16 protein-coding genes are annotated in these 13,234 nt (G+C 35.9%); 3 read left to right on the top strand and 13 right to left on the bottom strand.

The features are described from left to right. The first annotated feature begins 27 nt into the window (after positions 1-27). Positions 28-1,176, top strand: a complete 1,149-nt coding sequence (locus H8706_RS08480; RefSeq protein WP_262432267.1) for an FAD-dependent oxidoreductase — start codon at positions 28-30, stop codon at positions 1,174-1,176. A 9-nt stretch (positions 1,177-1,185) separates the two neighbouring features. Here the strand turns inward: H8706_RS08480 and H8706_RS08475 are convergent, their stop codons facing one another. From H8706_RS08475 to H8706_RS08415, 13 genes are all read right to left on the bottom strand, one after another. Then, the gene (locus tag H8706_RS08475) at positions 1,186-2,049 is read right to left on the bottom strand and encodes an AraC family transcriptional regulator (protein WP_262432266.1); all 864 of its coding nucleotides are present in this window, start codon (positions 2,047-2,049) and stop codon (positions 1,186-1,188) included. Beyond that, positions 2,046-2,441: a helix-turn-helix transcriptional regulator gene (locus H8706_RS08470; RefSeq protein ID WP_262432265.1), complete on the bottom strand. Its 396-nt coding sequence runs from the start codon at positions 2,439-2,441 to the stop codon at positions 2,046-2,048. Before H8706_RS08470 ends, H8706_RS08475 begins: the two co-directional genes overlap by 4 nt. A 65-nt stretch (positions 2,442-2,506) precedes the next feature. Further along, on the bottom strand, positions 2,507-3,070 hold the full coding sequence (locus H8706_RS08465; RefSeq protein ID WP_262432264.1) for a hypothetical protein: 564 nt from the start codon (positions 3,068-3,070) through the stop codon (positions 2,507-2,509). A gap of 109 nt (positions 3,071-3,179) precedes the next feature. Continuing rightward, entirely contained in the window at positions 3,180-3,455 is a 276-nt protein-coding gene (locus H8706_RS08460) for a DUF6602 domain-containing protein (protein ID WP_262432263.1), read from the bottom strand. A 360-nt stretch (positions 3,456-3,815) separates the two neighbouring features. Beyond that, complete coding sequence (locus H8706_RS08455; protein WP_262432262.1) at positions 3,816-4,382, bottom strand: flavin reductase family protein; 567 nt, start codon at positions 4,380-4,382, stop codon at positions 3,816-3,818. Next, on the bottom strand, positions 4,379-4,726 hold the full coding sequence (locus tag H8706_RS08450; RefSeq protein WP_262432301.1) for an arsenate reductase family protein: 348 nt from the start codon (positions 4,724-4,726) through the stop codon (positions 4,379-4,381). Before H8706_RS08450 ends, H8706_RS08455 begins: the two co-directional genes overlap by 4 nt. 61 nt (positions 4,727-4,787) lie before the next feature. Then, a complete protein-coding gene (locus H8706_RS08445; RefSeq protein ID WP_262432261.1) occupies positions 4,788-6,602 on the bottom strand; it encodes a hypothetical protein in 1,815 nt (604 codons plus the stop codon). Between the two features lie 88 nt (positions 6,603-6,690). Next, positions 6,691-7,629 (bottom strand): DNA cytosine methyltransferase, encoded by a 939-nt coding sequence (locus tag H8706_RS08440; RefSeq protein ID WP_262432260.1) that lies wholly within the window; start codon positions 7,627-7,629, stop codon positions 6,691-6,693. Beyond that, positions 7,629-8,744, bottom strand: a complete 1,116-nt coding sequence (locus tag H8706_RS08435) for an HpaII family restriction endonuclease (RefSeq protein ID WP_262432259.1) — start codon at positions 8,742-8,744, stop codon at positions 7,629-7,631. Before H8706_RS08435 ends, H8706_RS08440 begins: the two co-directional genes overlap by 1 nt. Then, positions 8,734-9,750, bottom strand: a complete 1,017-nt coding sequence (gene dcm / locus H8706_RS08430; RefSeq protein WP_262432258.1) for a DNA cytosine methyltransferase — start codon at positions 9,748-9,750, stop codon at positions 8,734-8,736. Before dcm ends, H8706_RS08435 begins: the two co-directional genes overlap by 11 nt. Further along, complete coding sequence (locus tag H8706_RS08425; protein ID WP_262432257.1) at positions 9,747-10,160, bottom strand: very short patch repair endonuclease; 414 nt, start codon at positions 10,158-10,160, stop codon at positions 9,747-9,749. Before H8706_RS08425 ends, dcm begins: the two co-directional genes overlap by 4 nt. Positions 10,161-10,180: 20 nt before the next feature. Further along, complete coding sequence (locus H8706_RS08420) at positions 10,181-10,384, bottom strand: helix-turn-helix domain-containing protein (RefSeq protein ID WP_262432256.1); 204 nt, start codon at positions 10,382-10,384, stop codon at positions 10,181-10,183. Between the two features lie 167 nt (positions 10,385-10,551). Continuing rightward, a complete protein-coding gene (locus tag H8706_RS08415; RefSeq protein ID WP_262432255.1) occupies positions 10,552-11,469 on the bottom strand; it encodes a Fic family protein in 918 nt (305 codons plus the stop codon). Between the two features lie 214 nt (positions 11,470-11,683). Between H8706_RS08415 and H8706_RS08410 the strand changes: the two genes are divergently transcribed. Further along, positions 11,684-12,328, top strand: coding sequence for a hypothetical protein (locus H8706_RS08410; protein ID WP_262432254.1), 645 nt, complete (start codon positions 11,684-11,686; stop codon positions 12,326-12,328). A 15-nt stretch (positions 12,329-12,343) separates the two neighbouring features. Then, complete coding sequence (locus H8706_RS08405) at positions 12,344-13,108, top strand: zinc ribbon domain-containing protein (RefSeq protein WP_262432253.1); 765 nt, start codon at positions 12,344-12,346, stop codon at positions 13,106-13,108. Positions 13,109-13,234: the final 126 nt, after the last annotated feature.

Genomic DNA, 13,234 nt, shown 5'->3' with positions numbered 1-13,234 from the left:
GTATGCGTTTTTTAAGAGGTGAATTAAATGTATGTCGATTATAAAGACGTAAAAAATATAAATGCGCGCGCTGAGTTTGACGTAATTGTTGTCGGCGGAGGAATTGCAGGCATATCGGCGGCGGTTAAGTCGGCTCGGAACGGGCTTAAAACGCTTATTGCGGAAAAACAGATTAATTTGGGAGGACTTGCAACGACAGGGCTTATCTCGTGGTATGAACCGCTCTGCGACGGCAACGGAAACCGCGTCGTGTGCGGAATTGCGGAGGAGCTTATAAAACTTTCGGTCAAATATTCGTTTGACAGTCTTGAAAAAAAGTGGGGAGGCACCGATTTGAGTTTTCCGCGCCGACCGCGGTACTGTACACGCTATTCACCGACCGTTTTTGCGCTTGCGCTGGACGAATATGTATTAAGTAGCAATGTAAAAATTCTGTTTGATACATACGTTACATATCCCGTTATGGACGGAAAAATATGCCGCGGAGTAATCTTAGAAAATGCGGACGGGCGTGCATTTTACTCTGCCAAAACCGTCGTCGACGCAAGCGGTGACGCGGTCATTATGCACCGTGCAGGTGTGCCGTGTGTTGAGGGCGAAAACTATATGTCGTATATCGTTCACGGGTTTGATGTTGAGTCCGCAAAAGAATTTGTAAACAGTAAAAATATGTGGAAATTCCGCGAATGGCAAAATTCCGGCAGTGATATAAACGGCAACGGTCATCCGAACGGAATGAAGCTTTTTCACGGCACAAGCGCCGATGAGATAACCGAGTTTGTAATTGAGGGAAAAAGGAGGATGCTTGAGAAAATAAAGCATAAAGACCGTTATTTTTTTGATATAATGAGCATTCCGTCAATGCCTCAGTTCCGCACGATAAGGCATATAAAGGGCAAAAGTGATTTTTGCGCCGAGAAAGATAAAACTTTTTCCGACAGCATCGGAAAATGCGTTGATTTCCGTCCCGATAAAATCGGGTACATTTATGAAATTCCGCTTTCGAGTATGTATAATGAAAAGTTTGAAAACCTTATCTGTGCAGGACGAATCATTTCCGCTCCGATGTATGACGGCTGGGAGGTTGCGAGGGTAATTCCAACCTGCGCTTTGACGGGCGAGGCGGCGGGAAATGCTGCGGCAAATTACATAAAACATCAAAGCTTTTCCGGTTAAATATGCCGTTCAACGCAAGATATTCCTAATTTTTTCATCTAAATTTTTATATTTAAACGGCGTTGTTCCTATGTGATGTTTAAATACTTTTATAAAATAAGAGCAATCGTTAAAACCGCTTTCGTAGCACGCCTCGGTGACGCTGAAATCTTTGTCCAAAAGTTCTTTTGCGTAGGAAATTTTTTTTGCCTGAATATATGATTTAAGCGGAGTTCCTATTGCGTTTTTAAAAGTTATGGAAAGATACGGCATTGAAAGCCCGAATTTTTTCGCTATCTCGTCCGCCGATTTTATCGCCGAGATGTTTTTGTTTATGTAAACCAAAATATCCGCAATATATTTGGGTAGACGGGACGGTGTGTTTCTTTCAAAGCTTGCACAGTCGGGATATTCTCCGCTTATTTCCGCAAGAAATTCCAAAATAAGCCCGCATGCCTTGAAAGAAGTCCTTCCGCCAGGTTCTTTTACAAACGAATTTTTGATTTCATACAGTATGTCAATCGCCTTTTTCCGCCTTTTTTCGGGGAGTGAAATAAGCTTTCCGTTTATGTTTTTAAAAGGGTTATACGAAAAATTATCAAAGCTTTCGGTGGGAACGAGAATGTAAAATCTTTCGTAAAGCCCCTCGCTTTTCAGCACGACATTGTGAGGTTCGTACTGATTTATCACAATTATATCGCCGTGATTTAAGGAAAAATATTTGTCGCCTGCTATGTAGTCCGCGTCACCGCCGATGTAAATGTAAATTTCAAAAAATTTGTTTATGTGCAGATGGTGGTTTGACGGTTTGTCAATATTTTTTGCGTATGCAAAAGTGATAGCGGGCATACCGGGGGTGAGGCATATTTTTTTGTTAACGGTTTCGCTTTTCATTTTATTCTCCCGTATTCGGACGGCGTTACGCCGACGCGCTTTTTAAATACGCGGTTAAAATATGTGTTGTTTTCGTAGCCGATAAGGTATCCTATTTCTTTTACTTTTATCTCGCTGTTTTCCAAAAGGTCTTTTGCGGTATTTATTCTTATTTCGGTCAAAAAATCAATAAAATTTGTGCCTGTTTCGCTTTTGAAAAGCTCGCTGAAATATGACGAATTCATAGAAACAAAATCGGCAACATCTTTAAGAGTTACATTCTCGCGGAAGTTTTCGTTTATGTATTTTTTCGCCTTTTCAACAACCTTTTTGTTGCCGGTCTGTTTTATTGTCACAATACTGCGTACCGCGTTAAGAACGGTGTTTTTGAATTTGATTTTCAGCGCCGGCAAAGGTTCGGTTTTGATTATTTCGCGTGCGCATATGTCAATGCTTTTAAAGTTTTTTACAAAAAATTTTAAAAATCGGCGCTCGAAAACGCAAGTTTGTACATAAAATCCGACACCGTATTTTTTATATCGCTCGGAGAAATATAGCCGTTTTCAAAATAGTCGAACAGCTCAAACGCAAAGGTTTTTGTCTTCTCCGCGTTCAGAATTTCAGCTGAATTTAAAAGGCGTTTTTCTATGTGTGAAAGTTTTTCGCGTGAAAGTGGATTGTACGGAGGCATATTTTGATACAGTATTATTTTTGCGAACGGTTCGTAAAATTTTGAATGTTCAAGCGCAGTTTCGGACTGCGATATGAGATTTCCCGCGATTTTTTCGTCATCGGAATTAAAGCTTGCCCCTGCCTGAACATATGTATCCGTTTTGTTTGACATATTTTTTGCAAACTCACTTAAAAAACTCTTTATATTCGCGGTATTTTGCGGATTTTGATTTGAAATAAGGAGCAAAGTGCGCGTTTTGGACGAATAATAAGCCGTAAAGTGAAATTTTCTTGCAAGGCTTGCAATTTCTTCACCCGACATTTTGTCAAAAAGCGTGTTTTCCTCGTCGGTACTGCCCCTAGAAATCATTTCTCGACTTGTTCTATATAGTGATGTTACCGATTTTATTTTCTTGTCAGCATATTCCAACTTTGTTTTATCAATTGTTGGTTTTGATTCAAATACAGCATAAACACTCTCAGCTGTAACAAATTTTTTCGCCAGAATTTGTACAAAACACTAGCGGTGTATATAGTGCGTCGTAAATTATTATATCAATTTGTTCACTTATATTTCCTTTAGAATCAAATATAAAGCCTTTGTCTATGGCATATTTATTGGGTAAAAATCCTCTAAAAAATTCGATCCAAGCACTTTCACATTGATCTCCTTTTGTTACCGGATGATCAATTAATATTTGCAAATTACTACGCAATATATCCTGTTTGGTATTCATTAATGATTTAATGCCCATCTGTTTTCACCCCTTCGGCATTTTATAAATTTTTAAGATTTTTCATTCCTCAATTTCACTTTTAGTAAATACTTCTCGAACAATGTTTTTGTATTCTCCTAAAAACATAATTGTAATAAGCTCCAAAAATATGACAAAGAGTTTACTATCTGGTACTTGTTGGTATCTTGATTAACTTCAACCCCAAATGTATAATTGTCTGAAAGCATCTTTAGTTTAACAACAAAATCTATGAGCATCCATTTTCGTTTATTTTCGAAACATCTCTTGTTATATCTATATTGAACTTAAAAAAGATTTGTATCCAAGTATGCAATATAGTTTTTTCCAGTTATTTTTTCATATAAGACACCCTTTTATTTATATACATTTTAATTTCATCCCATCGCTAAATGCCTTACCCACCACATCGCCAATTTTACGATAAGTATAATGTACCGGGTCATAGGTGATAGGGGAGAATTTGTTCAAATCAATTTTGCCATCTTCACCAAGAATTCTCTCGTCAGCACAAACATTTACAATTTCGCCGACAAGTCTGCAAGTTTCTTCGTCATAGCTGATAAGCTTACATTCAAGCGCCATAGGCAGCTCATCAAAAAGTGGAGCGTCTACAAATTCACTCTTTGCGGCGTGCCAGCCTGTTTTTTTTATTTTGTCCGGCTCTTTATTGCCTGAAACAATGCCGACATAATCGCAGGCAACAACATTTTTCGCATCTGCGATGCTCACCGTAAATGCACCTCTTGCAATGATATTTTTCGTTGTTTTATGTCCTGCGCTTATGCAAATTGAAATTTCTTTTTCTTCGCTGATACCGCCCCATGCCGCATTCATTGCATCAGGTTTTCCGTTTTCGTCATACGAACCAATGATAAGCACAGGCATAGGGTAAAGGTACGCTTGCGCACCAAAATTCTTTCTCATAATTTTTCACTCCATTCCTTTTCCTTAAATCCAACCAAAACAAAATCTTTGCCGATTAAGAGCGGACGCTTGACTAACATTCCGTCTGTTGCAAGTAACCTTAACTGTTCTTCTTCTGACATAGCAGATAGCTTGTCCTTTAGTCCCATTGATTTATATAAAAGTCCGGATGTGTTAAAGAATTTCTTTAACGGCAGACCACTCATTTTGTACCATTTGCTCAATTCCTCGAAGGTAGGGTTGTCCTCTTTTATGTCACGTAGTTTGTATTCAATGTCGTTGTCATCAAGCCATTTCTTTGCTTTCTGACAAGTTGTGCATTTTGGGTAACATATAAATTCAATCATTACAATTCTCCTACATTATCATTACAAAATAGACTTTATAACGTTTTGCATAACTTTATTATTCACATATATTTTCAGTATAATATGAATGTCCTAAAATCATATCTAAATAGTTTTCTTTCGTCAAAGCAATAGAAGTATTCTTTTTTTTACCTCTTCCAAGTGTTTTTTGATATCTATATTCAATATTCTTCATATGAGTTAAAATGTCCGAAGTTGAAAAAATACCATTCTTATAATAATGAATTAATTTATCAAAAATTGTATCGACATAAAAGTGCAAGTTTTCGATAATGGTATTTATATATGGCATATAATTGCCATCGTGTACTACCATGTTACGATTACGATAAATTCTCATTATATGCCATCTTAATCTGTTTGCATGACTTTCAATACACTGCAATATCCCTAATGAATCTACAAAGATTTCATCATGAAAATACATCATTCTGTATTTAGGAAGTGGATAATTAGCAAGTTTTTCAATCGTTTCATCAAAAACACTATTATATTCCCTTAATGAAAGCAATGCTAAAAATTTTTCATATGCGGTGGCACCAACATCTAATTCATCTAAATATTGGCTATGTACTTCTGGACAACATTGTTTAATCTCATTATAAAGAATTATTAATTTTCGATTTATATAATCAGAACACATAACTGTTGATAATATATTGCATATTTGATTTATTTTATCACTGTCGTTAATGTCTGTTTCTACAAATAGCTCAATTATTGTCCAAAGATTTAATAATTGATTGCTTTTTTCCTGATTGCTTAAAGCACATGTATGTAATTCAACCATTTTAAAAAATGAATATGGAATTTTATTATAGTTCGTTATTACTGATGTTAAATTAGAAAGTGCAGACTCATTATTAGCATCGGTATTTACATTCATCGGACTAATGCGCTTATTCATCATTTGCTGAACCCCTGTTTGTTTATCTATAACACGGGCTTTTTTAGAAAATGAATATCTGTACGAATGTTTAGCTAATTTATGTATCGATATTATTGGATTTAAAATTAGCATTGCGTTTTCTTGCGCAGAATATGGATCTAATGCTTCCACATCATCTAACTCGCATAAACAACCCTTTTGAATGTTAAATATCTTTTTTTCTTGTTCCTTGGGCTTTCTAAAATCGCCTTTTATATATTTTCCGAAAAACTCATAGGATTTAATATTTATTCCTAGCATAACCTTATAATTCTTGGCCTTTAAATTTATGAATTCGAAGAATTTTTGCACATGACTTATGCCATCATCTATTTGGTTAGAATTATCAAAAAAATGATTATTAGCCACTGTGTATAAGTATGCTTTGCTATATCCCGAATTAATCAGTTCTGTGACTATGCTTCTGGACAATTTCACAATGTTCGATAGTACTTCATATGTATAAACAGCTGAATCAATATTTTTAATTAGCATTATATACAAAGTATTCATGTAATTCATATCAGATTCAAATGTTGTTTTTAAAAAAGAAATCGAATCTTTTATTTTTTTGCTTGTGATGTTCTCAAAGCAATTCAATGAATAAAAATCTCCATTTTTATCCTTGAACGTATAGAAAATATCTTTATCAATGAAAAATCCCTTCATTGAAATGTCATTTTCTAAAGTATAGTTTAATTCTTCATATAATGGCAATAAGTTGCCCTTGTTCATTACTTTTGTTTCGGTTAGATGAATTGTATTCAACAAATCATAACACAAATAATGAGCATTTAAAGCTGGAGCTTTATAAGAATCAAATGAATACATAAATACACTTTCTATAAAAGTTTGTGCGAATAAAATTCCACCTATTCTATGTTTATCTTCAATATTCCAATGGTCTAGATTCATTTTAATCATATATTGTTCCTCATAATTCTTATACTGTTTTTTAATCTTTTTCTTTCAAAATCAAAAGATTTTTTGTTATTACCCACAGGATAATTTTTTAATCTAGCATCACGGTTTTTATTTCTTCTGCAATTCTTCTTATAACCGGAACAACGACACTATTACCGCACTGTTTATATGCACTATTGAGTGGGATATCTGGGAAACGAAATTCTTTCGGGAATCCCAGCAAAGCTAATGCCTCATACGGCGTTATTTTTCTTATGCCATAATCGTCCTTTATGATAGGAATTCTGTCTCTCCATGTTCCCATATTCGCTTTTAGTGTAAAAGAAATTCCATTCTTACTTGCCTGTATTCCGTAATCCGAAAATCTGTATATTTGATTTTCGTCTTTTATGGCAGAAAGCATTTTTTCGTATTGATATGTACCATGTCTTAGATAATATCTTTCATCAGATTTTTTTGATTTATCTATGATATCGAATATTTGCTCTTTAAGTTCACACTTTTCAGGAAAATTGAATCTATCACACATATCTTGTGATGTAAACGCGACAATATATGTCCTGGTTCTGTGTTGTGGCATTCCGTAATCACATGCATCGGCCACCAAATATCTTATAAAATAATCTCTGCTAATCAATTCATTATGAATAGTATTAAATGTTCTTCCATTATCATGATCTGTCAGATTAGCAACATTCTCCAAAAAGATAATTGGAGGATGTATTCCATCAACGATACGCATTATCTCAAAAAATAAATTACCGCGCTCATCAGCAAACCCTTTTTTGTTTCCACAAACCGAGAACGGCTGACAAGGAAAACCTGCTGTTAACACATCAACATATTTAAGCTTTAATACATCTAATTTGCGAATATCTTCTTCAAACAATTTTACATCAGAAAAATTATATCTATATGTAGTACATGCACCTTTATCTATTTCGTTTGCCCATATAGTTTTAAATCCTGACTGTTCAAATCCGAGTTCGATTCCACCTATGCCTGCAAACAGACTTCCTACTTTCATCATCTGTACCTAATTTGAAAGTTCAAACGAAAATAATACTTATCATCTTCTTTATACACATTAGCGTAAAATCCATGGCCTTCATCGGTGGCAGGGAACTCCAGATAACAGTTATTATATAGATACGATTTAAAGGCATCTGATTCTAATGCATAGTGAGCTAAAACTTCTCCATCTGCATTTACTTTAATAAATCCTCCGTTAACTTGAGCTTTTCCGTCCCACAATGTCGAAGCCGTCATTCCACAATAAGCTGCATAAATAAACGACTTAATCATATGTGGGTATTTTACTTCCGGCCGAGTAATATTACATGGATTTTCAACAATAATCCGTTCCATTAATGGTGACAAATTAACTTGTGTTTCATGTTCAAAAAAGTGATTCCACAACAATTTTTCCAATACATTAACCAATCTTGGGTCAATTAAATCTAAATTCTCTTCAAAAGCCTTACAACGAGCTCTGTATGCTATAGGCAAACCGGCAAATATTAATTCACATCCGTTTCTGATAAGTTCGTCACACCTATCCAAAACAGCTGCATGCCCCTTCGCATCAACCATAGAATTAATTTGATTCATCAGCATGTCATCCATATTACTTACTTCATATATGAATCCGGACGCTTTTGCAGTATTAAACAAGGTTGGATTTTCACCAAACTCTGATTTAATAGAAAAGCCGATATGCTCTCTTACGATACCGGCTCGTGGATCTCGTATCGTGAAGAAAGCATCACTCTTATTAACACTCGCTGCCTTAATATGTTGCATCTCTATTCTGTGCAGAAAATCCGTAATTGTATTCGATACATTAAACGAACTTCCTCGTCCGCTTTGAATTTCATGCGCAAGCTGTTCCGCCATATGCAAAAACTCGACAGCAGGTACTGACAATATAAGCATGCCGTTTACGAAGATATCTATATCTATATTGTTTTCTTGATATTTATATGAAACTATTCTTTCTCGTGTTTCATGCCTTATTAATTCAAGGATAGTCATCCATTCACCGGGATTTCTGTTCCCGTTCTCATCAGCGATATATAATTTTCCATCTCCTAAAATCTTTATTGACGCATACGGTTCGCTCCATTCACCTTTATTTGCCATTATCCAGCACCTCCTTAATCTTCAATGCAATAGCTTCTATTACGGGAACCGTTACACTGTTGCCAAACTGCTTGTACAAGTGTGTATCTGCAAGTTCAAGTTTGAATGTATCGGGAAATCCCTGCAATCTTGCCCATTCACGAGGAGTCATCTTTCTGACACCTTCTCTATTGATTTCTCCTTTTATATGTGTAACAGGAGTTAAATTTTTCTGTCTTTTATCAATTATCAGATTTCTTTCTCTACCCATTCCGCCACATACTATTGCACCGGCAACATCGTTCCAAGATCTTATTTCATATCCGAATCCGTTACCTTTAGCTTCGTGTCGCGCTTTATGCTGTCTTAAAGTTTCAAGGTATACATCACTAAGATAATATTTAGGGGATACAGGTTTCTCCTCTATAATATCTGATATTCTCTTTGTATCATCCGTTTTCTGCGGGAAGTCAAACTTCTCTGGTGCAATACCGTTTCGAAATGCCACAATATAAATTCTTTCTCTGTTTTGAGGTACACCGAAATCTTTGCTGTTAAGAGTTTTGTCTTTATTGGTAAACACCTTGTAGCCAAGGTCTTCAAATGTTTTTTTTATAATTTGTAATGTTCTTCCTCTGTCGTGAATTACGAGCCCTTTTACATTCTCGCAGAAGATAACATCCGGTTTGTGTTCCTCACAAATTCTTGCCACATCCAAGAACAGTGTTCCTCTGCATAATCCTTTATAGTCATCATTAAATCCCTGTCTTTTGCCCGCCATGCTGAATGCTTGACACGGAAATCCGGCAAGGCATATGTCAAAATCAGGCACATCTGATTCATCTATCTTGGTGATATCTCCGGCTATGTCAAAATCGTCCTTAAAATTTGCTCTGTAAGTTTTTTGAGCATATTCATCCCATTCACTTACAAATACGGTTTCTATTTGTTTGCCGAACGCTTTTTCAAATCCTAATCTGATTCCGCCAATTCCGGCAAACAGGTCAATGGACTTATAAGTTTTCATTTTGACTGTACCGCCTTTTCTATTATATTTGCACATTTTTCAGTTTCCTTTTTTATTTCTTTGCCCCAAAATCGAAGCACCGTCCATCCTTCGGATTCAAGTATATTGGTTACCTCGATATCTCTTTCCATATTTCTCTCAATTTTAGGTATCCAGAATTCTTGATGGGATTTAAAGTCCTTTTTTCTTTCCTCCCAATTATAACCGTGCCAAAATTCGCTGTCGCAAAATACGGCTACCTTTTTACCCTTAAATACTATATCGGGCTTCCCGAAAATATCTGTTCGGTTTTTTTGATATCGCAGTCCACGTTTCCAAAGCTCTTTTCTGAGGAGTAATTCTATTTGGCTGTCTTTGTTTTTTACAGCTTGCATATTCTTTCTTCTTTGTTCCGGTGTATGTCTGTCCATTTTATTAATTACCTCTGTATTTATTCTTCTACAAATTCCATAATATCATCTGCCTGACAGTTAAGTGCTTTGCAAATCTTGCCGATTGTTTCGGTCGTAATATTCTGATTGTTTCGGAGTTTCAACATAACATGATTTGTCAGACCTGCAGCTGCTTGCAGGTCTTTCTTTTTCATATCTCTGTCAATCAGAATATGCCATAATTTTGTGTAAGTAACCGCCATTTATTTCATCCTTTCAAACGCCATAATTGTTTGCAATAATACAATTATATTATACTACAAAAACGTTGATAAGTCAATATTTTAACCGAAATAGCGACATCAAATGATAAGTATGAAAACAGCCAAGCAGTTTCGTTTTGTAACTGCTTGGCTTGTGTATTATCGGATTATTTCAATATTTCCAAATACTGTTTCATTCGCTCGATTACATACTTTGCTACGAGTTCTATCATAGGTTCGGCATTGTTATTTTTGTAAAACTCATCAAATGCGGCGTAATATGTTTTTCTGTCGGCAAACTTCACGTTGATTGCCGGATAGCCGTTTTGGATAAGGTCAAGGTTAAGCAGTAACCTTCCCGTTCTGCCGTTACCGTCGATAAAGGGGTGAATGCCTTCAAATTCAAGGTGGAACCGTGCGATTCTTTCTATAGGGTGCATTTTCTTTTTGCGCTTTTCGTTCTCGGCGAGTAGCTCCGTCATTTTAGGTTCAATCATATACGGCTGAACGGGCTCGGTATATGCACCCATAATGGTTACGGGGATTTTGCGGAACATGCCTTTATCCTCAGGTCTGTTCATCAGTACAAGCGAATGAATATTTTTTATAACCGTTTCGCTGATTTTCGTATCTTTTGCAATATCCTCGATATACAAAAATGCGTCTCTGTGACCGACTGCCTCAAGGTGATCCTTCAGCGGCTTTTGGTCGATTGTCATACCTTCCAAAACCAACGCCGTTTCTTTTAATGTAAGAGTGTTACCCTCGATTGCGTTTGAATTATAGGTAAAGTCCACCATAAATTCGTTACGCAGTCTTTCCGCCTCGCCTTGCGTAAGCGGACGCTTTTTGTCAAGCTCTGCTTTTAATGCGTCGATTTTCAGCAGCAGGGGAGATAGCTCCTTTGACATTTTTATTCCTTTGAGCGTTCTTGCGTCAATGGGCTTTGGTGCATTTTCGGGAATCATATATAATTTGCCCTTTTGAACAACGCCGTCTATTCTGTTTTGAGCGCATAAAAGTCTGACTCTGCGCGGTGAGAGTCCCCACTTTTCTGCTGCTTGTGAAACCTTAATATATTCCATAATCATACCTCTTTCGGGTTGTTGTGTATAGTATATCACATTTCGGGAATAAAATCAATAAAAATATAAAAGGAAACAAAGATTTATTATTCCCAAAACTTCAATGTTTTAAAAAACATTGAAAAATGCTTGACTTTGGATTATAATTAGTATATACTATAATGATTTGGAAATGAAATCCGAATGGGCGGCTTGGGTGAAAAGGAGGATAATTATGCATGACTATGAGTACGTACCGAAAGAAATAGCTCTGCCAATCAAGAACGATATTATTGAATTGATTAAGCATGTTCAGAATGAGATTAGGGACAACTTTACTTTCAGGTTTGATTTTATCGGAAGTGCAAAAAGAAATATGATAACGTGTGATTTCAAAAGCAACATTGGCTTTGATTTTGATGTAAATATTGAAGTAAATGATGATGACGTAAACTTTACACCGAAAGAAATAAAGCATATTCTTATGAAGGCTTTTGATAAATATGTTTATAGGTATAGATATGATCATTGCGAGGATAGCACACGAGTGTTCACTATTAAGGTAAAAGACAGAGATAATTTCAGAATCCTTCACAGCTGTGATTTTGCAATAGTAAATAATTGTGGAAAAAACAGGCAGGAGTACATAAGATTTAATAAAAAGCAAAACTCATATTCTTGGGAAGAACAGCCAAAGGGTTTTTATGACCTTCCGAGTAAAATTGAGTTTTGCAAAAGCGATCCTTATTTATGGAATGAGGTGCGGGATTTATATTTAGACAAAAAGAATTTTAATAATGATACTGACAAAAAGTCCCGCTCAATATTTGCTGAAACTATTCACGAAATATGTCAGCAAAACGGATATTACAAAAGATAATAAGGGGGAGTGAAAATGGCACTGATCAGTTGTCCGAATTGTAAAAATCCCGTAAGCGATAAGGCAACGGTTTGCCCAAATTGCGGTTATACCGGTATGGGACAAAGCGCAGATGCACAGAATAAAATTAAGTGTGAGGACTGCGGCAATGAATTTGAAAATAATCTTGCGTCGTGCCCTGTGTGCGGTTGCCCGGCATCAATTTCGGGAGTGAAAGAAAACAAGAAAAAACGTAAAATTATGGTTATTTCGGTTATAGCTATTGTGTTGCTTGTTGTATACGCTATTGGGGTCAATTTTGTAAAACAGGCTGCACTTGCTGAGTATAGCGCCAACATGACCAAGGCGGCGCAGACAATGATTGACGGTGCCGCAAAGGCTGAAGATGTCGGCAATCTTGTCAAAAGTGTTTGGAGCAATGCCATTTATGAAAAAAGAGATGATAAAACCGATAAATATACAATGCAGAACGGAAGGTTCGTTGGTGACTTTAATGATGCATTGGGAAATCTGTTTGCGGATGACGAGCTAAACAAAAGCATTTCTGAAATTCGTGATAATCAAAATAATGTTGCGAATTTAATGAAGGCTTTAAAAAATCCGCCGAAAAAATATGAAGAAGCATATTCTGTAATTAAAACATTTTATGACAATTACGTAAAACTGACAAATTCGGCGGTAAATCCGACAGGGAGTCTTAAAACCTTCTCTGAAGAGTTTAACCAATATGATACGGATACAGTAAATGCATTTGAAAACATGAAAATATATTTAGATTGACTTATAAGAGACTATCCCAAATTTTGTGTAAAGTCTATACAAGACCTCCAAGATGATATATAATAAAAATATCATTTTGGAGGTTTTAGTTATGCCTAAGTACAAATTAAGTCCCGAAGAAAGGGC

Source organism: Qingrenia yutianensis (assembly GCF_014385105.1).
GTDB lineage: Bacteria > Bacillota > Clostridia > UMGS1810 > UMGS1810 > Qingrenia > Qingrenia yutianensis.
The sequence above is the reverse complement of the archived record's forward strand: the minus strand, read 5'-3'. Positions and strand labels throughout refer to the sequence as shown.

Bases quoted from the DNA above. Each gene is read 5' to 3' on its own strand.
- H8706_RS08405 (WP_262432253.1), top strand. From the start codon at position 12,344: ATGGCACTGATCAGTTGTCCGAATTGTAAAAATCCCGTAAGCGATAAG.
- H8706_RS08455 (WP_262432262.1), bottom strand. From the start codon at position 4,382: ATGAGAAAGAATTTTGGTGCGCAAGCGTACCTTTACCCTATGCCTGTG.
- H8706_RS08425 (WP_262432257.1), bottom strand. From the start codon at position 10,160: ATGGACAGACATACACCGGAACAAAGAAGAAAGAATATGCAAGCTGTA.
- H8706_RS08475 (WP_262432266.1), bottom strand. From the start codon at position 2,049: ATGAAAAGCGAAACCGTTAACAAAAAAATATGCCTCACCCCCGGTATG.
- H8706_RS08440 (WP_262432260.1), bottom strand. From the start codon at position 7,629: ATGAAAGTAGGAAGTCTGTTTGCAGGCATAGGTGGAATCGAACTCGGA.
- H8706_RS08460 (WP_262432263.1), bottom strand. From the start codon at position 3,455: ATGGGCATTAAATCATTAATGAATACCAAACAGGATATATTGCGTAGT.
- dcm (WP_262432258.1), bottom strand. From the start codon at position 9,750: ATGAAAACTTATAAGTCCATTGACCTGTTTGCCGGAATTGGCGGAATC.
- H8706_RS08415 (WP_262432255.1), bottom strand. From the start codon at position 11,469: ATGGAATATATTAAGGTTTCACAAGCAGCAGAAAAGTGGGGACTCTCA.
- H8706_RS08410 (WP_262432254.1), top strand. From the start codon at position 11,684: ATGCATGACTATGAGTACGTACCGAAAGAAATAGCTCTGCCAATCAAG.
- H8706_RS08435 (WP_262432259.1), bottom strand. From the start codon at position 8,744: ATGGCAAATAAAGGTGAATGGAGCGAACCGTATGCGTCAATAAAGATT.
- H8706_RS08420 (WP_262432256.1), bottom strand. From the start codon at position 10,384: ATGGCGGTTACTTACACAAAATTATGGCATATTCTGATTGACAGAGAT.
- H8706_RS08465 (WP_262432264.1), bottom strand. From the start codon at position 3,070: ATGATTTCTAGGGGCAGTACCGACGAGGAAAACACGCTTTTTGACAAA.
- H8706_RS08445 (WP_262432261.1), bottom strand. From the start codon at position 6,602: ATGATTAAAATGAATCTAGACCATTGGAATATTGAAGATAAACATAGA.
- H8706_RS08480 (WP_262432267.1), top strand. From the start codon at position 28: ATGTATGTCGATTATAAAGACGTAAAAAATATAAATGCGCGCGCTGAG.